The sequence below is a fragment of the Lentilitoribacter sp. Alg239-R112 genome (assembly GCF_900537175.1).
In the GTDB taxonomy this organism is placed as follows: Bacteria; Pseudomonadota; Alphaproteobacteria; order Rhizobiales; family Rhizobiaceae; genus Lentilitoribacter.
On sequence record NZ_LS999833.1, the window covers coordinates 210,937 to 236,439 of the forward strand.

The window sequence follows — 25,503 nt, forward strand, 5'->3', positions numbered from 1 at the left end:
TTGCAAAGTTTCGTATTGCTAAAGAAGAGGTGTATCTGGACGCAACTACGCTGCTAACTCCGCAAACTGCTGGAATGCAGTGAGGCCTGTTTGATCTAATTGACCTTTACGGATCATGTAAGCAGTCTCAATCCCAGCCAGCGTTGATGCAGCTGAATGTAGGGCCTTAAATCCAAGCATTGGCCGCGTGATTTTTTGATGAAACGGTGATCTTGCTCAATAATGTTATTGAGATATTTGGATTGAACGATGCCGATTATTCGGCCTAGACCTGTGAATTTCAAGCCTACATTTACAGCTTGAAGTCCAGCTAGGTTTGCACTACTCTTACCGATGACGACACGGTCTGGCACACCATTGGTTTCAATCGACTTTCTGAAAAACCGACGTGCAGCAGCAAGATCGCGGTGCACAGACAACATGAAATCAATAGTTTGTCCGTCTCGATCAACCGCCCGATACATATAAGTCCATTCTCCAAAAGTTAGCTACCTGCCGCTTTCGACTTTGAGCATTCGCAGCGATTTTGATCAAGTATTTTACGACCCAACGGTTCAGCGTCGTGTGGTCGACATGAACGCCGCGGTCTGCCAGGATCTCCGCTAAGTCACGATAAGAGACCCATATCTGACGTAGAAAAACACTGCATACAAAATTACACTTTTGGGATACTGGCTGCCCTCGAAATCAATCGTCACTTTTTGTTGCTCGCCTTCAAATTCAAAGACTCGCACTTAGCACTGTCTGCTCACTGCACCAAAACAGTGAAACTTTGAAACAGACCCCTTTAAAATCATGTTTGTATAGGGACTTCAGTTTTTTGCTATGGCATTGAGAACCATGACGCAGTACTCCAATAAATCAAAGCACCGTTCCAAACGCCAAACCTCAAAATCACGTTACTCAATAAACTTTGCGACAAGCCCGAAAATCCTCTTTGAGAGGGTGAAATGGTACGATGTTACTCGCGCCCAGCAACCACTTCAGAACGCAAAAACGTCAAAAAAGTTGAAGCAGCGTCAGACAATTTGCGACCACGCCGCCACGTCATACCAGTGTTCATGGATGGGATGTCTTCAATCAAATCTTTCTTCACAATTGGTCGGCCCTCAAGAGACCAGGAACGATACACCATGTCGGATAGAATGGCGACGCCCATATCGTTTGCGACCATGCTGCGAAGTGCTTCCATTGTATGACTCCGAAATGTGATGTTGGGTTTGAAGTCATGCAGATCCCAAACATTCCCCATCGTGGATTCGTGTTCGTCCATGGTCAGTAAGATGTAATCTTCGGTGGCCAGATCATGAATTGAAACCTGATCTTGTTCAGCCAACGGGTGCCGGCTTGACACCCAAAGGCGTCTTGGCGAGGCAATCAACTCTTCGTAGTGGAATGGATCTCGATGGCGAATGTTAGACGTGAGCATGATGGCGATGTCAAAGTTATCGTCAAGCAACCCGGCTTCTAGCTCTGCACGTGAGACTTCTAGAACCTCAAGAATGATTTCAGGATAGTCGCGTCTAAGCTTTCTCCAAATAGGCGGCAAAAAATAGCCTGAAATCGTGTCAGTGACACCAACTTTGACAACTCCAGAGACTTCAGAAGGTTCGTCTGGAACGGCTTCTGTTGCATCTTCTACAGTTCTGACAATGGAATGACAGTGGCGTAAAAATCGTTCGCCTAGTGCCGTCACATGCATGCCTTTGGACTGACGAACAAATAATTTGTACCCCAGTTGCTCCTCAAGTCCTTTGATCGCTGTCGTAACGGACGATTGCGTAACATTGCACACCAGTGCGGCCCGCGAAATCTGCCCGGTTTCTGCTGTCGCTATAAAATAGCGAATTTGTCTTAATGTGATGTCCATTGAAAAAATCAATACCATGGATTGAAAATCAAAAATAGGAATATTTTAAAATTGCCCGTAAAATTCCTATGGGGACAAAATTTCAAACTTTTTGGGGACCATCGGCGGATACATATGGGCAATACAGAAATCACAACAAAAACAGGATTTTGTTCCTTATGTCGTTCACGTTGCGGAGCCACGTATACGATTGAGGACGGTCAGTTAACTTCCGCCGGACCAGCGCCTGATCATCCAACTGGTTCAGCGTTGTGCCTAAAAGGTAAGGCTGCCCCTGAAATCATCTACAGCCCAGAACGGATCTTGCATCCGATGCGGCGGACCACGCCCAAAACGGATCCAAATCCGGGATGGGAGCGCATCAGCTGGGATGAGGCTCTTGGCGAGGTGGCCAGCAAATTTAATGAAATCAAGCGCAATAATGGTGCGGAATCGGTGGCGTTTGCAGTAACCAGCCCAAGTGGCTCGACCATCAGTGATAATATTGATTGGATTGAACGCTTCATAAGAAAATTCGGAAGCCCCAATACCGCCTACGCAACTGAGATTTGTAATTGGCATAAAGACCATGCGCACAAATTTACTTTCGGATCAGGCATCCTCTACCCAGAGTATGCGAAAGCTGACACGATATTGCTTTGGGGGTTTAATCCGAGTGCGACTTGGCTTGATCAAGCAACTCAAATAGCCAACGCGCGCGCACGTGGTGCAAAGATCATGTCGGTTGATCCGCGAAATTCTGGTTACGCGCGCGACGCCGATCACTGGCTCAGAATTCTACCCGGCAGTGATGGTATCCTTGCCATGGGTATAGCCAATCTCATGATCCAACGAAACGGTTACAATGACGCGTTCGTGCGGCATTGGAGTAATGGTCCGTTCTTGGTCCGCGATGACACCGGAGAATTTTTGCGGGCAAAAGACATCGGCGCTGAAGGCGATGGTCGGTATGTTGTGGCCAAACCTGATGGGCAACTCATTATTCTTGATCAAAGAATCAGGAATGAAGACACGAATTTGTCTGATGTTGTTCTCGAGGGAAATATTGCGGTTGAGACAGTTGCAGGCAAAATCATCTGCCGCCCAGCATTTGATCTTTATGCAGAAGCATGCAGGGCCTACTCGCTTGAACGGGTCTCCCAAGAAACGACTATTCCAACAGATGCGATTGAAGCCGCAGCTGAAGCACTGATCAAGGCAAAGAGTGTTGCTTATTATGCGTGGAATGGCGTTGCCCAACATTCTAACGCTGTTCAAACTGATCGCGCCATTGCAATGCTTATGTCGCTTAAGGGTTGTTATGATGCACCCGGTGGTAATGTTGCCTATTCAAAACATGTCACCAATGCTCCCACAAACTTCAATCAATGGCCCGAAGGCCAACTTGCCAAGGCTTTAGGCGCTAAAGAACGTCCCCTTGGCCCCGCCTCACAGGGATGGGTGGCGGCCACTGATCTTTACTCAGCAATTCTGACGAAGAAACCCTACCCTATTCGGGCCATGATGGTCTTTGGCGCGAACCTTGCCGTTTCCCATGGAGAGACAGTACGCGGCAAAGCAGCGCTCGAAGCATTGGAGTTCCATGTCCATTGCGATGCAATCGAAACCCCAACAGCAAGCTATGCCGACATCTTCCTGCCAGTAAACACCGCTTGGGAACGTGAAGGATTGCGCGTTGGTTTTGAGGTCAGTCAAGACGCAGAAGAGCTGATCCAACTGCGCCAACCGATGATCGATAGCCAAGGCGAGTCCCGCTCTGATAGGGAGATTCTCTTCGATCTGGCACAACGGGTCGGATTGTCCGAGGAGTTTTACGGAGGAGACATCGACAAAGCCCTTTCCGCAATGCTGGAGCCAACCGGTGTTAGCCTTGAAGAGCTGCGCGCGCATCCCGAAGGTATCAAACGACCTCTTTCCTATAAGCCAAAAAAATACGCAGAACAAACCGATGGCAAGTTGGTCGGCTTTGCAACTGATACCGGTCGCGTGGAGATCTATTCAGAACTTTTTCTAAGGCATGGTTACGATCCAATTCCGCGTTTTGAAGCACCCGAGCGCGGCGACGCAGACTTTCCGTTTGTACTCACTACCGCCAAAAGCGGTTACTATAATCACTCCTCCCAAAGACATATTCCGTCACTGCGCAAGCGGCTTCCAGAACCCTACGTAGAGCTCTGCTCCGAAACTGCCGACAACAACGGGTTTGCAGCAGACGATATGATGCGCATCGAAACCGCATCGGGTGAAATCCGAATGAAATTGCGGATTAATGATTCCTTGCATCCAGATGTCGCCGTGGCGTCTTACGGTTGGTGGCAGGCCAACGACCGCATGAGCCTACCGGGATTTGACCCCTACACAAACAAGGGATCCAATTATAATCGATTGATCACAGCTGAGAAAAGCGACCCGATCAGTGGCGCAGTTCCACATCGATCTGCGCGGTGCAAACTGTCGCTTCTGGATTCAACAATGGCCGCCCTTCCTTCTTGGAAAGGGTTTGCATCAGCAACGGTTACGTCGGTCGAAACAGTCGCAGATGATGTAACACAAGTCTCTATCAAGATCGATGATCTGAGCGAAGCACCTGACTATCTACCTGGCCAACACATCGTCCTATCAATTGATGGAGCCAATGGCGCGAACAAACTTACGCGCTGCTATTCGCTTGTTGGCGAAGCGGTAAATTCTCAACGCAGCGAATATGTCATTGCAGTTCGCCGTGTGCTTGCTCCTGCTGGTGCATCTGATTTACCGCCAGGAGAAATGTCTGGCTATATCAATGATGGCCTTAAGCCGGGAGCAAAGCTGGCTATCAAAGCGCCTGCTGGTCGGTTTGTCATGCCAGTTGAAAGCGATGCGCCAATTGTGCTGATCGCCGGTGGAATCGGAATCACACCTTTCCTGAGTTATCTGGAGACAGTTGCTAAGAGCAAAATTCAGCCGAGAATTCATCTCGTATATGCCAATAGAAATGGCCGCGCTCATGCTTTCAGAAAGCGGTTGCTGGAGCTTAAGGCAGCAATCCCAACGCTGACTGTCAGCAATATTTACAACGAACCTTTGACGGATGATCTCAAGGGCGTTGAGTACGATCGCTCTGGGGTTGTCAGTGCGGGCGACATTCTGTTGAGCGAATTTGATACCGCACCAAATGTCTTTCAGTGCGGCCCACCTCCGATGATGGCAGCAGTTGAAAAGGCGCTTGCTGAACACGGTCATCCAGCAGAATTGTTGCACAAGGAAGCCTTCACATCACCAGTAGCTACAAATCCCATACCCAAAGGACCCTTTAAGGTCACTTTCGCAAAGTCCGGCAAAACCGTCGTTTGGACACAGGCGTCAGGATCGCTTTTGGATTTGGGAGAAGCTGAAGGCATCACGCTCAACAGCGGTTGCCGAGCGGGGCAATGCGAGAGCTGCGTGCAGACCGTTGTCACTGGTGATGTGACCTACCGAACCGACCTTGAATTCAATGAGAACGATCGATGTCTGACTTGTCAGGCAGTTCCAACTACCGATCTCACTCTGGATGTGTGAGCAACGACCATGACAGATTTTTTCGCACTAGGCCCCCAAGAAACCAAAGACCTCCTACCCTTTGACGAACTCATTGAGGCACTCCGATCCGGTTTTGTTGAGGGCTGCGAGGCCCCGCTAAGACATCACCATACAATCAAAATCCCGAATGATCCTGATGCAACCCTCTTGTTAATGCCGGCTTGGAACAGCGAGCAATTAGGTGGCATCAAACTTGTCAATGTTAATCCAGGAAATGCTGACAGAGGCAAGGCAGCTTTGTCGGCAAGCTACCTACTGTTTGACACAAAGACAGGTCATCACCTTGCAATGCTTGACGGGGGGGAGATCACCGCCCGCCGCACAGCGGCCGCATCAGCACTTGCCGCAAGTTATTTGGCAAATCCTGAAGCCGAAACGCTGCTGGTGGTGGGTGGAGGTCGACTTGGCTCCAACCTGCCTTACGCCTATCGCGCAGTGCGCCCTATCAAGAATGTCATCGTCTGGGGCAGAAACCTTGAGAAGTCGAAAGCACTTGTCAGAAAGCTCAAGCAAGACGGCTTCAATGCCTCCGCAAGTGCTTATCTAAAACATGCTGTCGAAGAGGCAGACATCATAACCTGTGCAACGCTCTCAAAAGAGCCTCTTGTCAAAGGTGACTGGCTCCAACCAGGTCAACATCTCGATCTCATCGGCGGCTTCACTCCGCTGATGCGTGAAACTGATGATCAAGCCATACTGAGAAGCTCAGTATTCATCGACACCGATGGCGCTTTCTCAGAAAGCGGCGACATCATCGATCCTATAAAAAACGGTGTTCTGTCCAAAGAAGAGGTCAAAGCTGACCTCTCTCAATTGTGCAACAAAAAACATTCTGGACGACAAACCGCCGAAGAAATCACGCTCTTCAAAGCAGTTGGTACTGCGCTGGAGGACCTTGCAGCAGCAACACTCGCATATCGAAAATTCACTGGGAGGAGAAACAGCGCGTGAACCAGCGAGTGCCCAACAACCAAATCACGGAGTAAAAAATGACTGATTTAAATAGAAGAAACTTCATTGCGAAAGGTGCCGTTGTCACAGCTGGCGCCGGAGCAGCAGTTCTTGCAACACCCGCAATTGCGCAGGACAAAATTGAACTGCGCATGGCAACCTCATGGCCGAAAAACTTTCCCGGCCTTGGAACAGCAGCATCGCGTTTTGCTGAACGGGTTGGCAAGGCCACCGACGGACGCATCACCATCAAGGTACTTGCTGCTGGCGAACTAGTGAAAGCGCTCGGTGTGCATGATGCGGTCCAAGAGGGTGCCGCAGATCTTTATCACTCCGCTGAATATTACTATCAGGGTAAGGCTAAAGGGCTTGCGTTCTTCTCAGCTGTGCCAATGGGTTTGACAGCTGATGAGATGAACGGCTGGATCTACCATGGCGGTGGTCAGCAAATCTGGGACGACATTTCTGCGCCGTTTAACATCAAGCCATTGGCTTGTGGTAACACAGGCTCTCAAATGGGTGGCTGGTTCAAAAACCCAATCACATCGCTTGATGACTTCAAAGGTCTGAAAATGCGTATGCCCGGTCTTGGCGGTGACGTTCTCAAAGAGCTCGGCGCTACACCTGTTACCCTGTCCGGGTCAGAAATTCTGCCTGCCCTTCAGGCCGGAACAATTGATGCGACTGAATGGGTCGGTCCTTGGAACGATCTAGCCTTTGGCTTCTATAAGGTCGTGAAAAACTACCACTACCCTGGATTCCATGAGCCGGGAACTTTGCTTTCAGTTGGCTTTAACAAAGGCAAGTGGGACGCAATGTCAGCTTCAGATCGCGCTATCATCGAATACTGTGCGATGGCAGAGAACGTTTATGACTTAGCAGAATACACCGCCAACAACTCAGGCGCACTTAAGACGCTTGTCGAAGAGCATGGTGTAAATCTGGTTGAGTTCCCAGACGAGGTCTACAAGAAAGTTGCGGAAGTCACGCCGGACATTATTGCCAAGGTGGCTGCAACCGACGCTGACACCAAAAAGGTCGCTGACAGCTTCAACGATTTCCTTGGAAAAGCGAGAAGCTGGTCGGGCATCTCAGATGGCGCGTACATGAACAAGCGCAACATCAACGGCTAGTCACGCTCTTGAGCGTTTTCACTAAGAGCTCTCGCGTCACCAATCGGTGTTGCGAGAGCTGTCTTCGAATGCACTATGGAACTTTCAAATGGAAAAACTGCGCACTATCTCGCTGCTAGTTGACCGACTCAATGATTGGATCGGACGAACAACTGCGTGGCTCACTCTCATAATGGTCCTCGTACAACTGACAGTCGTCATACTGCGCTACGTCTTTTCGATTGGTTCCATCTCCTTACAAGAATCAATTTGGTATATGCACGGGACCGTCTTCATGGTCGCTGCCGGAGCCGTTTTCCTCGCCGATGGTCATGTCAGGATTGACGTCTTTTACCGCGGTAAATCTGAAGTTTATAGGGCATGGGTCAATCTAGTTGGAATACTCGCCCTACTCTTGCCTGTCTGTTTTGCAACAATCTATCTATCTTGGGGTTATGTCACGAACAGTTGGGCCGCGCTGGAAGGCTCAATCGAACTGAGTGGTCTGCCTCTTATCTTTCTCTACAAAACAATGATCTGGGTCTTTGCCGGGCTGCTAGGACTGCAAGCATGTTCCGAAGCCATCAAGTGCCTTCTGATTATCGGCGGTAAAACCGTCGAGGAGGTATAGTAATGGAATTTATCACCCCTGAATTCATGTGTGCAGCTTTGGTCTGCCTCGTTGCAACTCTTCTCCTATTTGGATTTCCGGTTGCTTTTACTCTGGCCGGTAGTTCACTGATTATCGCGGCGATAGGCGCATACCTTGGTGTGCTCGATTGGGCCATCATGACTGCGTTCCCACAACGGGTTTTCTCGATCATGACCAATGAGGTGCTCATTGCGGTCGTTCTATTTGTCTTCATGGGCGTGATGCTCGAACGATCAAAACTCGCCGAAGAACTTCTTGAAAACATGGCGCGCATCTTCGGTTCAAAACCCGGCGGCATAGCCTATGCAGTCTGCATCGTTGGTGCGTTGCTAGCCGCTTCAACTGGCATAGCTGGTGCCACCGTTGTCACCATGGGACTGTTATCATTGCCGGTCATGATACGCCGTGGCTACGATCCTTCTTTGTCATGCGGCATCATCACAGCTTCCGGAACACTCGGCCAAATCATTCCTCCTTCAATCATTTTGGTCATCTTAGGAGATCAGCTCTCCGTCGCTTACCAAAATGCGCAATTTGAGCAGGGAATATTTTCACCCGATACAGTAAGCGTAAATGAGCTGTTTGCTGGTGCTCTCTTTCCAGGCTTTGTTCTTGTAAGTCTTTATATCCTTTACATTTTTGTTCGAACGATAATAAATCCGGCTATAGCACCTGCTATGCCGCCTGAAGACAATGCGAATGGTGATAACCGTCTGATCTGGAAATTGTTGGGTTCTTTGATCCCGCCAATATTTTTGATAGTTGCCGTGTTGGGCTCGATCTTGGCCGGTATTGCCTCACCCACAGAGGCGGCTGCAGTGGGTGGCGGTGGCGCAATCTTACTCGCATCCTACAAACTTAATGTTGCGACGAGAACTACCATGCTAGCTGGCCTCATTGCATTTGCTGTCATGGTAACCCTTGCCTTAGGATTTGATTTGCGGTCGCAACGCGACGTTGTGACTACGAAGGATTGGATCGCAATCGCGGCTGCTATTGTTGCTACGTGTGTTTTCCTCTTTGCAATGGCCGTTGCTCTTCGAACGACATTCAAGGAACGCAGCAGCAACGGGTTAAGAGTGCTCGCACAAGTCATGCGCTCAACCATGAGCATCTCATCAATGGTATTTGTGATCTTGATCGGTGCGGCCATGTTCTCACTCGTGTTCCGCGGGTTCGGCGGTGACGAAATTATCGAGGAATGGCTGAAATCGCTGCCGGGTGGTACTTTGTCTGCAGTCTTGATCGTCATGATCATCATGTTCTTTCTTGGGTTCTTCCTCGACTATCTTGAGATCGTCTTTATCGTTGTACCGATCGTTGCTCCGGTTTTATTGCAAATGGAGGTGGCACCAGGTGTTCTCATGAGCCCCGTTTGGTTGGGAGTTATGATGGCCTTGAACCTTCAGACGTCATACCTCACACCACCTTTTGGATATGCATTATTCTTCCTAAGGGGAGTGGCTCCAGACACAATCAAAACGGGCCAGATCTACAAGGGAGTCATACCTTTCGTTCTGATCCAACTATTCTGCCTGGTGATTTTATGGTTCTTCCCAAATCTGGCCATTTGGCTTCCCGCACAGATTTATGGAGGGTAATCGTCCTGCATACTCATCAGCATACATTCGTCACAGGATCTTCTTTTCTCCCGCCTGCGGCGTACCCTCCCGGCGGGTTACTGTCATGTTGACGATGGTTTCATCGCAGTTTAGCGCATCCTGATGAAAAACCACCCAAAACTTCCGTCACTGAAAGGCCATCGCTTTCCTGGATCTGTTGTCAGCTACTCCGTTTGGGCATACTTTAGGTTCAACATGAGCCTGCGCGATGTGGAAGACCTGTTGGCGGAACGAGGTGTTGCAGTTTCTTATGAAACTATTCGATCATGGGTCGCAAAGTTCGGGCAGCAGTATGCAAGGTCGATCCGACGTGATCGTAATCAAGGGCCAGAAACACTGGCTCTGGCGAGCTATTGACGTTAATGGCGATATTCTGGATATCCTTATCCAATCGTGCCGGAATACCAGAGCGGCAATACGTTTCATGCGTAAATTGGTCAAACAATATGGTGAACCTCGCGTTCTCATCACTGATGAATTAGGCAGCCATGGGGCAGCAAAACGCCAACTGATCCTGGGCGTCGAACACCGCCAACACAAAGGCCTGAATAACAAAGCCGAGGTTTCACACAGACAAACCAGGAGGCGTGAAAAGATATTCGGTCGCTTCAAATCACCAAGGCAAGCTCAAATGTTTCTAGCAGCTCACGATCAAATAGCCTGTCTCTTTCGTCCACGCTGCTACACTCTTCGCTAATTCATACCGACAAGCTAGATCAGACGAACATAGTCTTTGGTGCGAATACTCCGACGAGTTGACCGCTTAAAATTCGAGAAGTTGATGCCTTGTTCAAACCACTCAAATTAACATGACAGTACCGATTAGTTGCAATATATGCACTCATTTGTTGGATCAATTGATCAACAAAGAAGTAGGTAATTACCACGCCAATCATTCTAATCATAAGATTTTCGGTAACAGGAATTCTGGCATTTTTTGATGATTGCCAATTGGCGACCACAGGTAACAGACCGCTACCAATATTTGCGCCAAGTACCAAATATATTCCTGCTTCAACATCTAACGATCCAGCTGCAACAATACCAATACAGCTAAAGCCGTTCCCACATCCGCGCCAAGCATGATCAGAAAAGCGGTTGATGTTGCCATGACATTCTGTGCGGAAAAGGACGCTGCGATCATCGCTGTTGCCGTGCTACTTTGCAACGTGATTGCGACGAACAAACCTGATATAAAAGATGTAATCCATTTGCCTTCAGCGCGTCTCGCCCATCTTTTAAGCACAAGTCCATATGATCGCATAACACCCGTGCGAACCATACGAAGCCCCATAACAGAAGCGCAACAGAACCGAGAATATTGAATAAAGTCACCAATGAAACATACTTTCACCTGAAATTTCAAAATTGATAAATGGACATCACCCAAGTTCGAGCAGATGGTTTTAAGGCGTTTTCGAGCCTGAAAGGAGTGCTTTCGTTCGCGCGGGGAAATCGGTAATAATGCCATCCACGCCGCAATCGATCATTCTGAATATGTCCGCTTCTTCATTGACGGTCCAGACATTTACGATCAATCCAATTTGTTGCGCCATCGCTACGTGTTCTTTTGTGATATCTTGGAAAAATGGCGCCCATATTTGACCACCAAGGTTCTTGATTATATTCGGCAATGAAGTTTTAGCGCCTGACCAATGCGCCCCTGCCATCCACGGAGAATCTGTATAAATGTTGGGCTGCATCGGTGGGTTTGGTCGATCAAAATAACTTAAGAATCCTAAGGTAATTTGATCATCTAGACTAAGACATTCCGTCAGCACACGCCAGTCAAATGAGGATATGATTGCGTGTTCGCTCACGCCAAACTTTTCAAGTGCTGTTATAACCGTTCTTGCCAATCCGGATGGACTATCGCCGAGATCAGAACGGTTTGCATATGACTTAATCTCAATATTTGCGACGAAATCTGGTTGCTCGCTCAACCACTCACAAAAGGTTTCCAAAGTAGGAACAGAAACATCGTTCATCACAAGTTGGTTAGGGAACTTTTTTTGATAATCCGTACCGGGTTTAAGGGCACCCAAATCATAAGACTGCAAGTCAGAATATGTACTCTCGATGATTTTAGGACCTGTTTGATCGAGCCAATCACCATTTTCATCCTTGGCTAAATTGGTCGATATTTCAGGATCATGATGAAGAATGGGAACAGAGTCAGCTGTGTTTTGCACATCAATCTCAACTGCAAAAATTCCATTCTCAACTAGATGCCTGATACCCGGCATAGTATTTTCAGGCAATTCTCCACGCGCACCGCGATGGCCATAAATTAGAGGCTTAGCGCCTAATCCCTGTAGCTTTTTACGGAGAAATTGGGAGTAGATCATCCAATTCTCTTTCCGCTATCGACATTAAATAGGTGCACATTTTCCGGAGCTATCGACAGACGGATTTCTTCACCCGCCTTGGATATTCTGTGCACACCTTGAGCACTTACAGTAAATGGCTCATTACCTAACTTACCATGCAATAATGTGTTGGCACCTAAAGGTTCTGACTGAAATACGTTAACCGTTAGCGGACCTTCAGGATCAATTACAACATGCTCCGGACGCATACCAACAGATACTGAATCATCAGGCGCATCACTGTCACAAACATAAGAGTTTCCCACACTTACTTTGCCAGTTTTCACATTGCCAGCGACAATGTTCATTGCCGGACTTCCGATAAACTGAGCGGTGAACAATGTTTGAGGTTTTTCATATACATCAAGTGGCGATCCCACTTGTTCGGCAATGCCGCCATTCATAACAATCATACGATCAGCCATTGTCATGGCTTCGACCTGATCGTGCGTTACATATAAGGATGTGATCCCTAAATTAGCCTGAAGCTGTTTAATCTCAAGGCGCATTTGTACGCGTAATTTAGCATCAAGATTAGAAAGTGGTTCATCAAATAAAAACACCGCAGGTTCACGTACGATCGCACGTCCCATTGCAACGCGCTGACGTTGTCCACCTGATAGTTCTTTAGGTTTACGATCCAAATATGGCTCAAGTTGCAAAAGTTTTGCGGCTTCCTGCACCTTATGCTCAATCTCGCTTGCCGGAACCTTTGCGATTTTCAAACTATACGCCATGTTCTGGCGCACAGACATATGCGGATAAAGCGCATAGTTTTGAAATACCATAGCGATATCGCGATCCATGGGCTCTTTTTCATTCACCCTACCGCCATCGATTTGGATCTCTCCTTCACTAATGGTTTCAAGACCCGCTACCATGCGCAAAAGCGTTGATTTACCGCAGCCAGAAGGTCCAACGATTACGATAAATTCACCATCTTCAATATCGACGCTGACACCGTGAATAACTTCGGTTCTGCCATAGCGTTTTTTAATGTCTTTTAGACTTATCGTTGCCATTTATTTCTCACTATCTACTAGTCCGCTGATGAACAATTTCTGCATAGAAATCACCACAACAACTGGAGGGATCATTGCCAGAATGGACGTGGCCATAATGACCGGCCAATCAGCAGTGTCATCACCTGATGGGAACATTTGTTTGATGCCCATCACAATCGTGTTCATGTCTGGCTCAGTTGTGATCAACAAAGGCCACAAATACTGGTTCCAACCATAGATGAACAAAACCACAAAGAGTGCAGCAATATTTGTGCGGCTCATCGGGATGATGATATCAATGAAAAAGCGCATTGGTCGCGCGCCATCAACACGCGCAGCCTCTGCCAATTCATCAGGAATTGTCATAAAAAATTGCCGAAACAAAAATGTCGCTGTTGCCGATGCGATTAATGGAAAGATCAAACCAGAGTAACTGTTTAACATGCCAAAGCCAGCAACCACTTCGTACGTTGGCACAATGCGAACTTCTACTGGCAGCATCAACGTGATGAATATCATCCAGAAAAACGTCGAACGACCCGGGAATTTAAAATACACAATGGCAAAAGCTGATAGGAGAGAGATAATGATTTTACCAACTGCAATGCCAATCGCCATAATAAGCGAGTTGAACAGCATAGTTGCCACAGGCACGTTCACTCCTGCAAATAATGCGCGAGTATAATTTTCAATAAAATGGCCACCGGGCAATAGCGGCATTGGAGGCTTTACAATCTCAGGCTGGGTTACGGTAGATGCCACAAACGCAAGCCAGATTGGGAAGAAGACAATCAGGATACCAAAGATCATCAACGCATGAGTAAGCCACAATGAGCCGCCTCTTTTTTCGACCATTCCAGGTGCGGGATCTTTTACAATCTTACTCATCAGTAATGCACCTTCTTTTCTACGAATTTAAATTGCAGAACCGTCAATGCTCCAACGACAATGAGTAGGATCACCGATTGTGCGGCTGAGGACCCAAGATCCTGCCCAACAAAGCCATCGGAAAACACTTTGTAAACCAAAATTGTTGTCGATTGCTGCGGACCACCAGAGGTAATTGTGTGGATGACGCCGAAGGTTTCAAAGAATGCATAAACGATATTTACGACCAGTAAGAAGAATGTTGTTGGCGATAGAAGTGGCAGTACTATTGTGTAAAAACGGCGCCAGAATCTTGCCCCATCAATTGCCGCAGCTTCGATCACCGACCGTGGTACAGCTTGTAGTGCAGCAAAGAAAAATAGGAAATTGTAGCTTATTCTTCCCCAAGCCGAGGCAACAACAACCAGCCCCATGGCCTCCTCGCCATTTAAAACATGGTTCCAGTCATAGCCTAATTGACCTAAATACCAGGACACAATCCCCACACGTGTATTAAACATGAATAGCCAAAGAACACCTGCAATGGCTGGGGCCACCGCATAGGGCCAAATAAGCAATGTTCGATAGGTGGATGCGCCTTTGATTAATCGATCAGCCAATACAGCAAGAAACAGTGCCGGCACCATCGACACGATTGTGACAAGTGTAGAGAAAAGCGCGGTCGTTCCAAACGCTGACAAATAGTATTTATCGGTAAGTAGAAATTCGAAATTTCCAAACCCAACAAACTGGGACGACAACCCAAACGGGTCGGGTATAAACATCGACTGCCATATAGCTTGTCCTGCGGGATAGAAAAAAAATACCCCAGATATTAAAATCTGCGGAAACACCAGACATAGCGGCAAAAGCCAGCCGTTAAAGCGAACGCGTTTTTCCATAAACTTGATCCAATTTTAAGAGGCTGCCGGAAGAGTTACTTCTTCCGACAACCACATGCTTGGGAGAGTTCTAGCGGTTTGCTTGCTCAAAGCGACGGAGCAACGGATTCCCGCGCTCAACTGCACTATCAAGTGCTTCTTGAGCTGTTTTATCGCCTGACCAAACAGCTTCTAACTCTTCATCGATAATGCCACGGATCTGATCAAATGAACCGAGACGTAAGCCTTTTGAATTGGCTGTTGGCTCTTTTGCGGTCATTTGAATAACGGCAATATCTGTACCTGGGTTTTCATTATAAAACCCGTCAGCTTTAGTTTTGTCACCAGCCGCTGATGTGATCGGCAGATAACCTGTATCCTGGTGCCACTTGGCTTGGATATCAGTTGAAGACAGGAAGTTTAAGAATGCAGCTGTTGCTTTGTATTCATCAGCATCATGGCCTTCCATCACCCATAAAGATGCACCGCCGATAATTGTGTTTTGCGGAGCGCCTGATGCTTCTGACCAATATGGCAATGGACGAACTTCAAATTCAAACTTGGCTTCACTTTTGATCCCAGCGTAACCAGCAGAGCTTTCTGTGAACAGCGCACATTCGCCAGCACGGAAGTTTGCACCACCTTCATTGCGGCGACCAGCATAGAAGAACTTACCTTCTTTGGCCCAGTCACCCATTGTTTGGATGTGCTTAACTTGTAGCGGGCTGTTAAATGAAAGCTCCGTATCTAGCGCTGCAAAACCATTGTCTTTCGTTGCAAATGGAGTGTTGTGATAAGCAGAGAAATTTTCCAAATGGATCCAGCTCTGCCAAGCAGTTGTTAGCGGACATTCGCTACCTGCAGCTTTTAGAGTATCTAGCACTTCGCCAACTTTATCCCATGTGGACAAATCAACATCGCCAGCAATACCCGCTTCTTTTAACGCATCTTTGTTAACCCAAAGCACTGGTGTTGATGAGTTAAACGGCAATGACAACATTTGACCATCAGTTGATGTGTAATAACCTTTAACTGATCCGATGAAAGCATCCTGATCGAATGTAGCGCCTGCTTCACTCATCACTTCAAATACAGGTTTAATCGCACCTTTAGCGCTCATCATTGTTGCGGTACCAACTTCAAAAACCATCAAGATGTTTGGTTGTTCGCCAGCACGGAAAGCAGCAATACCAGCATTGAGCGTTTCTGAATAATTACCTTTGTGAGAAGCCGTAACTTTATAGTCGCTCTGGCTACTATTAAATGTTTCTACCTGTTCAGCAACCAGATCGCCAAGGCGACCGGTGAATGCATGCCAGAATTGAATTTCGGTCTGCGCAGCCGCCAAAGTAGGCGTAAGCGCTGTTGAACAAAGAGCAACTGCTCCAAGAACTAAATTCTTCATAATTATCCTCCCAGATAGTTTTGTCTCGAAATAAACGCCATATCGCGGCATCGATAAATGAGCATAAGTCAGAAAAATTTATAATTCAAGTGCGTTTTTATTGCGTTTTATATAACATAATATTATAAATATGTACAATTTGGCTTTGGGAGGCAACATTGGAAGGACCGGTCAGGATACGTCAGCTAGAGGCTTTAAACGCGCTTGCAGATCATGGAAGCATGACAAAAGCAGCTGAATCTTTGAAGATCTCTCAACCAGCCGTCAGTCGATTATTGGCCGACCTTACAAAAGATCTCGGCTTTAAATTATTTCATCGAAAAGACGGTCGAATAAACCTGACCCAGGAAGCCCGGTTCTTATTGCCAGACATAAGGCGTGTCCTTGAATCCATGTCTTTCATCACCGAAGCTGGTCGAAACTTGTCCAACCAAAAAGCTGGTCACATACGTGTTGCATGCCTTCCAGGTTTTGCAACAAGTCACTTGCCTGCCATCATAGCCAGTTTCATGGCGGACCGACCTGGGGTAACCATAACAGTTGAACCTGATCGACCAGAACGTATCCTAGAGTGGATAGTGGGGGAGCAATTTGATTGCGGTATCACCGATGGTTTTGATGGCCACCCTGCCATTGAACACGAGACCGTGCCGATTCGCTCTGTCTGTATATTTAAAGAAGGTCATCCACTTTGTGAACTTGATGTTATCACGCCCGCTGATCTGAAAGATCAACCGATCATTCACACGCGGCGAGACAGTGCATTTTTTGGCTCCATAGACTCGGCGTTTAAGGTTGCAGGTGTGCCACTTAAACCGCATATTGAAATTCGACAATTCACAGCTGCATGTGAATTGGTACGAAATGGCGCGGGGTTATCGATCGTTAGTGAGCTTGATGCGAGAAGTTATGCTGATCGGGGTGTAGATTTTCGTCCCTTTGAACCCAGTATCTCGCATAACTTATCGTTAGTTCGTCCAATTCATCGGCACCCATCAAAATTAACGCTTGAGTTCATGACTATGTTTGAGGAAAGTTTGCAAAATCTGCGTGTTCGCGAGTGAGTTTACCGATCAAACTTTGAGGGCATGCGAAAAATATTAGGCGAAGCGATGAGCAAGATTTTGTCTCCTTAGGCACATTTTTAACATCCCAATTTGCAGTTCAAGTATCCGTTCTTAACCTAAGAGCGGAACTAGTGGTTTGCATGCTACCGCAACTATCCAACTGCCATCGGCATCACTAAACCCGTGCAGAATTGCCACACGTCTCAACACCACCCCACCATCATCCGCACTGCCAAACACAAAACACATTTCAAGCATTTTATTGACGCAATTTGGCGCGATGTTTTGGGTGTTGGATAGGTATGCGGGAGTTTTTTATGGTTATTGTCCGAAATATTATCAAGGGTATCTTTCTTTTAGCTATAGCGGTGGTGGTTTATGGTGTTTATTGCTATGCTGACGCCACCAAAGATGCTGCCCAATTGAAGGTTCGGGCGGACCAACTTATCGCCGATGGCAAAGGGCCTGATGATTTGGGGCCTGATGATTTGGGACAAAACAAGGCCGCGCAACTGCTTCTGGTTCAGGATCCGGGCTATTATGACCATTCTGGCATTGACCTGACATCCAAAGGTGCGGGCATTACCACCCTCACCCAATCTCTGGCCAAGCGCGTTGGCTTTTCAGAGTTCAAGCCAGGCATCGCAAAGTTTCGGCAGACGGCCTATGCGATGGGTTTGGAAGCTGAACTTAGCAAAGAACAAATTTTTGCGCTGTTTCTCGATAGTGTTGAGATGGGCAAAGGCCCGGATGGCTGGATGACAGGTTTTTTCAATGCCAGCCGTAAAATCTATGGCAAGGAGGTCAACGAACTTTCAGATCGAGAATTTTTATCGCTGGTCGCGGTGATGATTGCACCTGCGAAATACAACCTGCGCAAACCAGGTGCTGCGCTGACCGAGCGTGTGACCCGAATTGAAAAGCTCATTGCCAAAGCATGTGAGCCACTTGATCTGAAAGATGTATGGCTAGAAGGATGTAAATAGGCGCTCTAGCGCCTATTTATCTTTCTTGTCTTTCTTGGCAGCATCTCGGCCAAATTTTGGCGGTTCAATGCGGCGTTTCTTTTCTTCGGTAATTTTCTTCTGCGCTGCTTTTTCCTGTTTTTTGGCGGCAGCTTCTTCTTTTGCTGCTTCGGCTTTTTCACGACGGGCTTTTACCCACGGATTGTCTTCATTTGATGTTTCATCGTCGTCGTTATCATCATCGCCATCATTGCCATTGTCATCATCGTAGCGGCTGCGCGGCGCAGGCTCTGCGTCCACATCATGCTGTGCAGGCTCGTGCGGGTCCACGGTGCGGTCCAGCGGATCGTAACCAAAGTCATTATCACCCTTGTCCCCTTCTTTAACCAAGAATACGAGTAGGACAATCCAACCAAGAACCGGGATTAAGCCAAGCAATAACCACCAGCCAGACCGGTTTGTATCATGCAAACGTCTTGCCCCCACTGCCAGGCTGGGCAAAAGCAGACCTAACGAGACAATACCGGATGCGAATTCTGACCCGGTGACAATATCTACCAATAATTGAAGTAAGAATGAGAATAAGAAAAAATACCAATATTCGGACCGCTGCGCGCGGCCTGTGAAATCTGTATATTTTTTAGAACAAACCTGAACTGCAGTCGCAAAATCCATCTTATCGCCCTCATGATGGTTAAATATCAATCTCTTATAGCGATATCGTGAGAAGTTGATTCAATCCCGCGAACGCCAACCTGCAATAGATTTAGGTATTGGCACATGGATTGACAAGGTGGAGCTTTCACCGCATTAGGTTTTGGCAGACATGCAAGATGATGAACCGAACGACAGATGATGAAACCGAAACCAAAACAAAAATTCATCCGCAAGGAATGGGCACGCTTTCGCGCCATGCTCGACCGGATGCCGCAAAGGTGGTTTTTATATGCGGGCTACGCCCTGTTTGCCATTGCCTTTGGCGCAACTATTTATGAGTTCGTCTGGCTGGGTATGCTGGGCGGATAGCGCATACCTATAACGGCATCGCTATCAGGCCCAACGATGCACCCCTTCACCAGGCAGATACTACCACCACCCCTTGCCATGCAAACTGTCATACATGCCATCGGCAATCTGCTGATAGCCTGCATGATTTGGGTGACCCTGCATCCAGGCCTGGTTGCCAGTATAAGTAGGCACGTTGTAAGGCGCTAATATCTGATTTTGCGCATCCACCCAAGTTGGGCATGTCGCATTGTTGGTCATACAAAAAACCAAACCGCCATTGCCATTGATTACCTGCATGATGACATTTCCAACATTGACCTGAGATGCCGGCGAATTATAAACACCGTCATTGGTACCAAGCCAAATAATAGTGTGAGTTGGTTTTGGGTTTGCGCTGCTTACAATGGTTCCTGCGCCAATATCTTTAGCTTGCTGGCTGGTGGCCCCATTCATAACGCATACAGATGCTATGCTGGCATTATGACCAGCGCCGTTTAACCGCGTGACCAATTTGGGAAGATAACCATAATCAGACCACGCGCCGCCGGGCCGATAATAATTGGCATCAGTGATCCAATTCGGGTTGGTTATAGGCTGCGCATTGGAAAAAACAGTCGCCGTTGGATCGTTGGTATCCACCCCATCGCCAACACCTGCCGATAATGAATCCCCAACCATCGCCAATCTGATATCTGCCATAACTTTCATCCCCTCAATCATTCTATTTATAGTTGTATATTTTAACAGTTGCATCATAAGTAGTTTAAGTCAAACTCTAAATTATTGAACTGAAACCATTGCATAAGGCGCACATCAGGTGCTCGCGTAGAATCAAATTCATTGATATAGTTCAAAGCATTGCAACCGAATTGGTGATCTGTGCCCAAAACCAAACCCGCCCAAAAACCGCGCGAGACCGACCTTTATGCGCCTGTCAAAGCATTGCTGGAGGGGCAAGGCTATGAGGTGAAGGGCGAGATTGGCAAGGCCGATATTGTGGCTGTGCGAACTGGCGCTGATGGCCCGCCTGAAGCGCCCATTGTTGTGGAGCTAAAAACCGCGTTTTCGCTATCGCTGTTTCATCAGGGAATTGATCGGCAGAGCCTGACTGATGATGTTTATATTGCCGTGCCGCGCGGCACGGGCAAGCCCTTTTTAAAGGCATTGAAAAACAACAAGAACCTGTGCCGCCGCTTGGGGCTTGGACTCATCACAGTGCGGCTCAAAGATGGGTTTACCGAAATTCACCTCGACCCAGCGCCCTATCAGCCACGCCAATCAAAGATAAAGAAATCCCGCCTTTTGCGTGAATTTGCAACCCGTGTAGGTGATCCCAATCAGGGTGGCGCGGCCCGGCGAACACACATTATCACCGCCTATCGACAAGATGCTCTGCGCTGCTTGCAATATCTGAATGAACACGGCCCCACTAAAGCCTCGATCATAGCCAAGGCGACAGATGTAAGCCGCGCCCGCACCATCATGGCAGCCGATCATTACGGCTGGTTTGAGCGCATACATATGGAGCAGGACGGCAAGGTGCTGAAAGGTATTTACGGTATCACGCCCAAGGGTGAATTAGCCGTAGTTGAGTTTAAAGATGCGCTGGATGAGATTGATAAGGCTGGCGATAAAGCATGATCTTTTCCATCAAACCCATTTCAGCAGAAGACACCTACCCGCTTCGTCGCAAAGTACTTTGGCCGAATGGGCCTGATGCGCTCGTATTATTGGCCGATGACCACCTGCCCTCAACGCAGCATTTTGGCCTGTTTGAAGCAGATCAGCTTATCGGCGTGATTTCGCTTTTTGAGCAAGATGGCGCCATGCAGTTCAGGAAGTTGGCAGTTGATCACGCGATTCAGGGCAAGGGCTATGGCACGGCTCTCCTCGCGCACGTGCTCGATGTCGCGCAAAGCTCCGGCACAAAGCGCCTGTGGTGCAATGCACGTGTTACCGCCATGCCGTTTTATGCGCGATTTGGTTTTTCCGCCGAGCCCGATAGCTTTTTCAAAGGCGATGAAGAATATAAAATCGCCTATCGTGAATATTCGCTCAGAGATTCTCGATGATTTGGTAATTTGTTACACTCTTGAGTTGGTTGTTCATCATGTATTTTGTTATTATAATTTGGCAGGAAAATAAACCTATATAAATGGCACAAAGCATACTCGAACGACATGCTCCAAATCGGTTTGAACTAGATGAACGCGGCTATTGGGCGGAAGGAAATGCAACTGATTGGGCCAATCATCGGCATGCAGAGACCATTTGGCTGGATGATGTTCTAAATGACCTTGTATGTTTTGAGAATGTACCACCTGCGGACATTCAAATTGATAAAACGCAGATCGGCGGTTATCCGCTGCCAATTGTTCGTGTGCGAGGCATCATGAGATACATGTTTATTCCGTTTATGGAAAAACTATTGTCGGATGGCATGTACAAACCATACAACTGGTCCTATTGAAATCCGCTATTCGACGCGCTACCTGTTAGAAAACGGATAAGGAAATTCCATGGCATTGCTCGATACTCCCCTTTGTGATTTTGGTTGGCAAGCACCGGATTTTACGCTCTCTGATGCACATGGAAAAATCCATACCATGAGTGAACATATGGGCGAGAACTGTTTATTGATCGCCTTTATCTGCAACCATTGCCCTTACGTTAAAACGATTGCCCACCGCTTAGCCACCGATACGGATGAGCTGATTGCAAATGGGATCAATGTGCTTGCTGTTATGTCTAATGACTACCGAGACTATGCGGAAGACAGCCCCGAAAACATGATCAAATTTGCCGCGCAACATGGTTTTAATTTTCCGTACCTTGTTGATGAGACACAGGAAGTCGGCAAAGCCTACGGTGCAATATGCACACCGGATTTTTTTGGTCTGAACAAGAAAGGCGAACTGCAATATCGTGGCCGCCTTGATAACGGCGCGATGGGTAGCTCACCGAGCGAACTTGCAAACCGCGATCGCGAACTATTCAATGCCATGATGCAAGTTGGCAAAACAGGCGAAGGCCCGCGCCAACAAAATGCATCAATGGGGTGCAGTATAAAATGGTCTTAAATATATTCTAAGAAACCAGATCAGCAACTTCACATTTATCTCGCAAATGCAGCCGTTGCTGATGTTTGTTTCGAAAGCATTCGAAAAAAGAAAATACGCGCCCGATTTTCGGCGGCATTCTGCGCGCTTGGTGATATGGTGGGCGCATGCTTTTTGACCTTCCAGATCACGACACACTCTATCAGGCTTTATTAGACCGGAATGCGGCCTATGACGGGCAGGCTTACGTATGCGTTTCAACAACGGGGATATTCTGTCGGTTGACCTGTCCGGCGCGAAAACCAAAATCGGAAAATTGCTCGTTCTATGCGTCCGTGGGCGAATGTATTGAAGCGGGATATCGCGCCTGCAAACGATGCCACCCACTAACCCCGATGGCGTCATCTGATCCTGCGATTGCTGCTCTTCTTGCAGCACTTGATGAAAAGCCGGAATATCGGTGGTCGGAGTTGGACATTGAGCGGATGGGCTTTGACCCTTCCACAATTCGTCGAAGTTTCAAGCGTCAGTTCGGAATGACGTTTCTTGAAATGGCGCGGCAGCGAAGATTGCGTGATGGATTTGAAACGATTTCGCAGGGCGGCAAAGTCATTGATGCGCAGATCCAGGCTAATTTTGAATCAGCCAGCGCTTTTCGGGCATCATTTGCAAAACTTTTGGGCCGGGCACCGGGCAGTCTCGACAATAACCCTACCCTGTTTGCTGATTGGATCACCACCCCTTTGGGAGATATGATCTCGGTCAGCAGTCAATTGCATCTGCACCTTCTGGAGTTTGTGGATCGCAAGGCATTAAAAACGGAACTTGGCAAGCTCGATAAGCAGGCAAAAGGAAAACTCGGGGTTGGAAAAACAGACGCAGGTGAGCAAATCAGGCTGGAACTGGAGGCGTTTTTCGCAGGAAAATCTGCCAGTTTCTCCACGCCCCTCGCCTTTGCCGGATCGCCTTTCCAGCAGGCCGTTTGGGATGAGTTGTTGCGCATACCTGCGGGCGAAACGCGCAGTTATTCCGACATTGCAAAAGGCATAGGCCGACCATCTGCAACCCGTGCAGTTGCGCGGGCAAATGGTGCCAATCAAATCTCGCTTGTTGTACCATGTCACCGCGTTATTGGCGCTGATGGCTCCTTGACCGGATATGGTGGCGGGCTATGGCGCAAACAAAAACTTCTTGAAATCGAACGGCACTACAAGATGTGCCCCCATGAGAGCAAAGCAATATGAACCAGTCTGACAAAGCCACCCATTTCAAATCTCTTCACAAGAAGAGTGAACCACTCGTCCTCTACAATATCTGGGATGCTGGCAGCGCCAAAGCGCTTGAAGATGCAGGTGCCAAAGCATGCGCAACCGGAAGCTGGTCAGTTGCAGCAGCACAAGGGTTTGGTGATGGCGAAGCTATTCCGCTTGAATTTGTCCTGCAAATCATAGAGCGCATCAGTAAAACAATTGACCTGCCGCTCAGTGTAGATTTCGAAGGTGGTTACGCGATTGATGCGGCAGATGTAACCGCCAATGTGCGCAAAATCATCAAGGCTGGTGCTATCGGTATTAATTTTGAAGATCAGGTGGTGGGCGGCGAAGGTCTTCATGCAATCCCTACACAGATTGAGCGGATACAGGCAGCGCGTGAAGCCGCCGAGCAGGAAGATGTTCCGTTGTTTATCAATGCGCGCACTGATTTATTCCTCAAAGCAGAACCGTCTGAACATGCGGCGCTGATTGATCAGGCTCTTGAACGCCAGGTTGCCTATTCAAACGCCGGAGCGGATGGCTTTTTCATTCCCGGCCTTACCCAACACGATCTGATCAAACAGATTACTGATGCTGCAAACCTTCCTGTAAACGTTATGATGAGAGGCGAATTGAACTCTTTTGGTGATATTACCAAAGTTGGAGCATCTCGCGCCAGCTATGGGCCGGCGCCTTATCGCGAAGCAATTTCTGACCTGACAGAGCGCTATAATGCTCTCCACTAGGCTCGTCTCTTGGCGTTGCAAAAGTTTTTCAACCAGAAAATCAATAAACACCTAGCCTGTGGCGTGATTTTGTGAGATGCCGCTCCCATAATCACATTTAAAATGGGCGCAACCCGCCCTCCACAGAAGGAGCAGATCGACCATGATTGAACGACAAGAAACTGCAACACGCATGAGCAAAATCGTTAAACACAACGGCACTGTGTATTTGTGTGGTCAGGTGGGCAATGTCAAAGCGGGCGAAGAAGTGTCTGCGGGCGATCAAACAGCGCAGATGCTAGCAAAGGTTGACGCGCTTTTGGCTCAGGCCGGGTCATCAAAAGAGCAAATTCTTCAAGCCATTATCTGGGTTTCTGATATGAAGCATTTTCAGGAAATGAACGCTGTGTGGGATGCATGGGTGCCAGAAGGTCATGCCCCGGCACGTGCTTGCGGCGAAGCCAAACTTGCCCGACCTGAACTTTATGTCGAAATCATAGTTACCGCTGCATACGACTAGTCATTTAGGATTAGTGGTACACTCTACTTGATCAAGTTCGTTTATGGTGCGACAATTGCCTGTATACGACGGGAGGTGAAGGAATGTTCAAAGCAGTGCAAACGGACAGCGATATCGACCGTGTTGTCAGCTTAGCCAACCTTATCTGGCATGACCATTATGACCCGATTGTTGGGTCCGATCAGGTTACTTATATGTTGGAGCATTTTCACTCTCCACAGGTGATTAAAAACCAAATTGAAAATGAGGGTTACCGTTATTTTCTCATTGGTCACAATGGCCGCATTGTGGGGTATATGGGTGTGCAGCCAAACGATAATGAACTATTCCTCAGTAAACTCTACATCCTGTCAACAGAGCGCTCAAAAGGCTTGGGCCGCACATCGATGAGCCATATTGTTGACCTTGCATTTGAACTCAAATTGGACAAAGTTCGCCTGACCGTGAACAAAAACAATATCGGCTCAATCAAAGCTTATGAGAAAATGGGCTTTAAAAAAACAGACACCGTCGTTGAGGATATTGGCGGCGGTTATGTCATGGATGACTATGAGATGGAGCTTACGCTAACGTGAGCCCTTCCTCTTTGCAATCAGGTTAACAAACACGATT

25 protein-coding genes and 2 pseudogenes are annotated in these 25,503 nt (G+C 47.8%); 17 read left to right on the forward strand and 10 right to left on the reverse strand.

Features of this window, described 5'->3' with window-relative positions:
- Positions 1-45 precede the first annotated feature (45 nt).
- Positions 46-698, reverse strand: a pseudogene (locus G3W54_RS01215) (IS6 family transposase).
- Between the two features lie 263 nt (positions 699-961).
- A complete protein-coding gene (locus tag G3W54_RS01220) occupies positions 962-1,870 on the reverse strand; it encodes a LysR family transcriptional regulator (protein WP_162651341.1) in 909 nt (302 codons plus the stop codon).
- A 114-nt stretch (positions 1,871-1,984) separates the two neighbouring features.
- On the opposite strand from G3W54_RS01220, the gene G3W54_RS01225 reads away from it, so the two are divergent.
- From G3W54_RS01225 to G3W54_RS01250, 6 genes and pseudogenes are all read left to right on the forward strand, one after another.
- The gene (locus G3W54_RS01225; protein ID WP_162651342.1) at positions 1,985-5,410 is read left to right on the forward strand and encodes a molybdopterin-dependent oxidoreductase; all 3,426 of its coding nucleotides are present in this window, start codon (positions 1,985-1,987) and stop codon (positions 5,408-5,410) included.
- A 9-nt stretch (positions 5,411-5,419) separates the two neighbouring features.
- On the forward strand, positions 5,420-6,382 hold the full coding sequence (locus G3W54_RS01230) for an ornithine cyclodeaminase family protein (RefSeq protein WP_162651343.1): 963 nt from the start codon (positions 5,420-5,422) through the stop codon (positions 6,380-6,382).
- 38 nt (positions 6,383-6,420) lie between these two features.
- Positions 6,421-7,515: a TRAP transporter substrate-binding protein gene (locus G3W54_RS01235; protein ID WP_162651344.1), complete on the forward strand. Its 1,095-nt coding sequence runs from the start codon at positions 6,421-6,423 to the stop codon at positions 7,513-7,515.
- 88 nt (positions 7,516-7,603) lie between these two features.
- Positions 7,604-8,125 carry a TRAP transporter small permease subunit gene (locus G3W54_RS01240; protein ID WP_162651345.1) on the forward strand — a complete coding sequence of 174 codons (522 nt, stop codon included), beginning with the start codon at positions 7,604-7,606 and terminating at the stop codon, positions 8,123-8,125.
- Positions 8,126-8,127: 2 nt separating this feature from the next.
- A complete protein-coding gene (locus G3W54_RS01245) occupies positions 8,128-9,747 on the forward strand; it encodes a TRAP transporter large permease subunit (protein WP_244627804.1) in 1,620 nt (539 codons plus the stop codon).
- A 123-nt stretch (positions 9,748-9,870) separates the two neighbouring features.
- A pseudogene (locus tag G3W54_RS01250) lies at positions 9,871-10,535 on the forward strand (IS6 family transposase).
- Between the two features lie 254 nt (positions 10,536-10,789).
- Here the strand turns inward: G3W54_RS01250 and G3W54_RS19230 are convergent.
- From G3W54_RS19230 to ugpB, 6 genes are all read right to left on the reverse strand, one after another.
- On the reverse strand, positions 10,790-11,239 hold the full coding sequence (locus G3W54_RS19230; protein WP_244627805.1) for a hypothetical protein: 450 nt from the start codon (positions 11,237-11,239) through the stop codon (positions 10,790-10,792).
- On the reverse strand, positions 11,175-12,116 hold the full coding sequence (locus G3W54_RS01260) for a glycerophosphodiester phosphodiesterase family protein (protein WP_162651347.1): 942 nt from the start codon (positions 12,114-12,116) through the stop codon (positions 11,175-11,177). Before G3W54_RS01260 ends, G3W54_RS19230 begins: the two co-directional genes overlap by 65 nt.
- Positions 12,113-13,159, reverse strand: a complete 1,047-nt coding sequence (gene ugpC, locus G3W54_RS01265; protein ID WP_162651348.1) for a sn-glycerol-3-phosphate ABC transporter ATP-binding protein UgpC — start codon at positions 13,157-13,159, stop codon at positions 12,113-12,115. Before ugpC ends, G3W54_RS01260 begins: the two co-directional genes overlap by 4 nt.
- Entirely contained in the window at positions 13,160-13,996 is an 837-nt protein-coding gene (gene ugpE / locus G3W54_RS01270) for a sn-glycerol-3-phosphate ABC transporter permease UgpE (protein ID WP_162653501.1), read from the reverse strand. It lies immediately after the preceding gene.
- A 32-nt stretch (positions 13,997-14,028) separates the two neighbouring features.
- Complete coding sequence (ugpA, locus tag G3W54_RS01275) at positions 14,029-14,910, reverse strand: sn-glycerol-3-phosphate ABC transporter permease UgpA (protein WP_162651349.1); 882 nt, start codon at positions 14,908-14,910, stop codon at positions 14,029-14,031.
- Positions 14,911-14,980: 70 nt separating this feature from the next.
- A complete protein-coding gene (gene ugpB, locus G3W54_RS01280) occupies positions 14,981-16,294 on the reverse strand; it encodes a sn-glycerol-3-phosphate ABC transporter substrate-binding protein UgpB (RefSeq protein WP_162651350.1) in 1,314 nt (437 codons plus the stop codon).
- A gap of 158 nt (positions 16,295-16,452) precedes the next feature.
- Here ugpB and G3W54_RS01285 point away from each other — a divergent pair, with 158 nt between their 5' ends.
- Together G3W54_RS01285 and G3W54_RS01290 are read left to right on the forward strand one after the other, a co-directional pair.
- Entirely contained in the window at positions 16,453-17,358 is a 906-nt protein-coding gene (locus G3W54_RS01285) for a LysR substrate-binding domain-containing protein (RefSeq protein WP_162651351.1), read from the forward strand.
- Between the two features lie 320 nt (positions 17,359-17,678).
- Entirely contained in the window at positions 17,679-18,347 is a 669-nt protein-coding gene (locus tag G3W54_RS01290; RefSeq protein WP_162651352.1) for a transglycosylase domain-containing protein, read from the forward strand.
- Positions 18,348-18,359: 12 nt separating this feature from the next.
- Here the strand turns inward: G3W54_RS01290 and G3W54_RS01295 are convergent, their stop codons facing one another.
- Positions 18,360-19,001, reverse strand: coding sequence for a DUF805 domain-containing protein (locus G3W54_RS01295; protein ID WP_162651353.1), 642 nt, complete (start codon positions 18,999-19,001; stop codon positions 18,360-18,362).
- 177 nt (positions 19,002-19,178) lie between these two features.
- Between G3W54_RS01295 and G3W54_RS01300 the strand changes: the two genes are divergently transcribed.
- Positions 19,179-19,352, forward strand: coding sequence for a hypothetical protein (locus tag G3W54_RS01300; protein ID WP_162651354.1), 174 nt, complete (start codon positions 19,179-19,181; stop codon positions 19,350-19,352).
- Positions 19,353-19,412: 60 nt separating this feature from the next.
- Here G3W54_RS01300 and G3W54_RS01305 read toward each other — a convergent pair whose 3' ends face one another.
- Entirely contained in the window at positions 19,413-20,033 is a 621-nt protein-coding gene (locus G3W54_RS01305) for an SGNH/GDSL hydrolase family protein (RefSeq protein ID WP_162651355.1), read from the reverse strand.
- A 180-nt stretch (positions 20,034-20,213) separates the two neighbouring features.
- On the opposite strand from G3W54_RS01305, the gene G3W54_RS01310 reads away from it, so the two are divergent.
- From G3W54_RS01310 to G3W54_RS01345, 8 genes are all read left to right on the forward strand, one after another.
- On the forward strand, positions 20,214-20,975 hold the full coding sequence (locus G3W54_RS01310; protein ID WP_162651356.1) for a DUF2161 family putative PD-(D/E)XK-type phosphodiesterase: 762 nt from the start codon (positions 20,214-20,216) through the stop codon (positions 20,973-20,975).
- On the forward strand, positions 20,972-21,406 hold the full coding sequence (locus G3W54_RS01315; protein WP_162651357.1) for a GNAT family N-acetyltransferase: 435 nt from the start codon (positions 20,972-20,974) through the stop codon (positions 21,404-21,406). Before G3W54_RS01310 ends, G3W54_RS01315 begins: the two co-directional genes overlap by 4 nt.
- An 83-nt stretch (positions 21,407-21,489) precedes the next feature.
- Complete coding sequence (locus G3W54_RS01320) at positions 21,490-21,804, forward strand: hypothetical protein (RefSeq protein ID WP_162651358.1); 315 nt, start codon at positions 21,490-21,492, stop codon at positions 21,802-21,804.
- A 49-nt stretch (positions 21,805-21,853) separates the two neighbouring features.
- Complete coding sequence (locus G3W54_RS01325) at positions 21,854-22,414, forward strand: thioredoxin family protein (protein ID WP_162651359.1); 561 nt, start codon at positions 21,854-21,856, stop codon at positions 22,412-22,414.
- A 146-nt stretch (positions 22,415-22,560) separates the two neighbouring features.
- Positions 22,561-23,637, forward strand: a complete 1,077-nt coding sequence (locus G3W54_RS01330; RefSeq protein ID WP_162651360.1) for a trifunctional transcriptional activator/DNA repair protein Ada/methylated-DNA--[protein]-cysteine S-methyltransferase — start codon at positions 22,561-22,563, stop codon at positions 23,635-23,637.
- On the forward strand, positions 23,634-24,392 hold the full coding sequence (locus G3W54_RS01335) for an isocitrate lyase/phosphoenolpyruvate mutase family protein (RefSeq protein ID WP_162651361.1): 759 nt from the start codon (positions 23,634-23,636) through the stop codon (positions 24,390-24,392). The genes G3W54_RS01330 and G3W54_RS01335 overlap by 4 nt, the downstream gene beginning before the upstream one ends.
- A gap of 142 nt (positions 24,393-24,534) precedes the next feature.
- Entirely contained in the window at positions 24,535-24,891 is a 357-nt protein-coding gene (locus G3W54_RS01340; protein ID WP_162651362.1) for a RidA family protein, read from the forward strand.
- Between the two features lie 83 nt (positions 24,892-24,974).
- On the forward strand, positions 24,975-25,466 hold the full coding sequence (locus G3W54_RS01345; protein ID WP_162651363.1) for a GNAT family N-acetyltransferase: 492 nt from the start codon (positions 24,975-24,977) through the stop codon (positions 25,464-25,466).
- Positions 25,467-25,503 lie beyond the last annotated feature (37 nt).

Bases quoted from the DNA above. Each gene is read 5' to 3' on its own strand.
- G3W54_RS01220 (WP_162651341.1), bottom strand. From the start codon at position 1,870: ATGGACATCACATTAAGACAAATTCGCTATTTTATAGCGACAGCAGAA.
- G3W54_RS01225 (WP_162651342.1), top strand. From the start codon at position 1,985: ATGGGCAATACAGAAATCACAACAAAAACAGGATTTTGTTCCTTATGT.
- G3W54_RS01230 (WP_162651343.1), top strand. From the start codon at position 5,420: ATGACAGATTTTTTCGCACTAGGCCCCCAAGAAACCAAAGACCTCCTA.
- G3W54_RS01235 (WP_162651344.1), top strand. From the start codon at position 6,421: ATGACTGATTTAAATAGAAGAAACTTCATTGCGAAAGGTGCCGTTGTC.
- G3W54_RS01240 (WP_162651345.1), top strand. From the start codon at position 7,604: ATGGAAAAACTGCGCACTATCTCGCTGCTAGTTGACCGACTCAATGAT.
- G3W54_RS01245 (WP_244627804.1), top strand. From the start codon at position 8,128: ATGGAATTTATCACCCCTGAATTCATGTGTGCAGCTTTGGTCTGCCTC.
- G3W54_RS19230 (WP_244627805.1), bottom strand. From the start codon at position 11,239: ATGGCATTATTACCGATTTCCCCGCGCGAACGAAAGCACTCCTTTCAG.
- G3W54_RS01260 (WP_162651347.1), bottom strand. From the start codon at position 12,116: ATGATCTACTCCCAATTTCTCCGTAAAAAGCTACAGGGATTAGGCGCT.
- ugpC (WP_162651348.1), bottom strand. From the start codon at position 13,159: ATGGCAACGATAAGTCTAAAAGACATTAAAAAACGCTATGGCAGAACC.
- ugpE (WP_162653501.1), bottom strand. From the start codon at position 13,996: ATGGTCGAAAAAAGAGGCGGCTCATTGTGGCTTACTCATGCGTTGATG.
- ugpA (WP_162651349.1), bottom strand. From the start codon at position 14,910: ATGGAAAAACGCGTTCGCTTTAACGGCTGGCTTTTGCCGCTATGTCTG.
- ugpB (WP_162651350.1), bottom strand. From the start codon at position 16,294: ATGAAGAATTTAGTTCTTGGAGCAGTTGCTCTTTGTTCAACAGCGCTT.
- G3W54_RS01290 (WP_162651352.1), top strand. From the start codon at position 17,679: ATGGTTATTGTCCGAAATATTATCAAGGGTATCTTTCTTTTAGCTATA.
- G3W54_RS01295 (WP_162651353.1), bottom strand. From the start codon at position 19,001: ATGGATTTTGCGACTGCAGTTCAGGTTTGTTCTAAAAAATATACAGAT.
- G3W54_RS01300 (WP_162651354.1), top strand. From the start codon at position 19,179: ATGATGAAACCGAAACCAAAACAAAAATTCATCCGCAAGGAATGGGCA.
- G3W54_RS01305 (WP_162651355.1), bottom strand. From the start codon at position 20,033: ATGGCAGATATCAGATTGGCGATGGTTGGGGATTCATTATCGGCAGGT.
- G3W54_RS01315 (WP_162651357.1), top strand. From the start codon at position 20,972: ATGATCTTTTCCATCAAACCCATTTCAGCAGAAGACACCTACCCGCTT.
- G3W54_RS01320 (WP_162651358.1), top strand. From the start codon at position 21,490: ATGGCACAAAGCATACTCGAACGACATGCTCCAAATCGGTTTGAACTA.
- G3W54_RS01325 (WP_162651359.1), top strand. From the start codon at position 21,854: ATGGCATTGCTCGATACTCCCCTTTGTGATTTTGGTTGGCAAGCACCG.
- G3W54_RS01330 (WP_162651360.1), top strand. From the start codon at position 22,561: ATGCTTTTTGACCTTCCAGATCACGACACACTCTATCAGGCTTTATTA.
- G3W54_RS01335 (WP_162651361.1), top strand. From the start codon at position 23,634: ATGAACCAGTCTGACAAAGCCACCCATTTCAAATCTCTTCACAAGAAG.
- G3W54_RS01340 (WP_162651362.1), top strand. From the start codon at position 24,535: ATGATTGAACGACAAGAAACTGCAACACGCATGAGCAAAATCGTTAAA.
- G3W54_RS01345 (WP_162651363.1), top strand. From the start codon at position 24,975: ATGTTCAAAGCAGTGCAAACGGACAGCGATATCGACCGTGTTGTCAGC.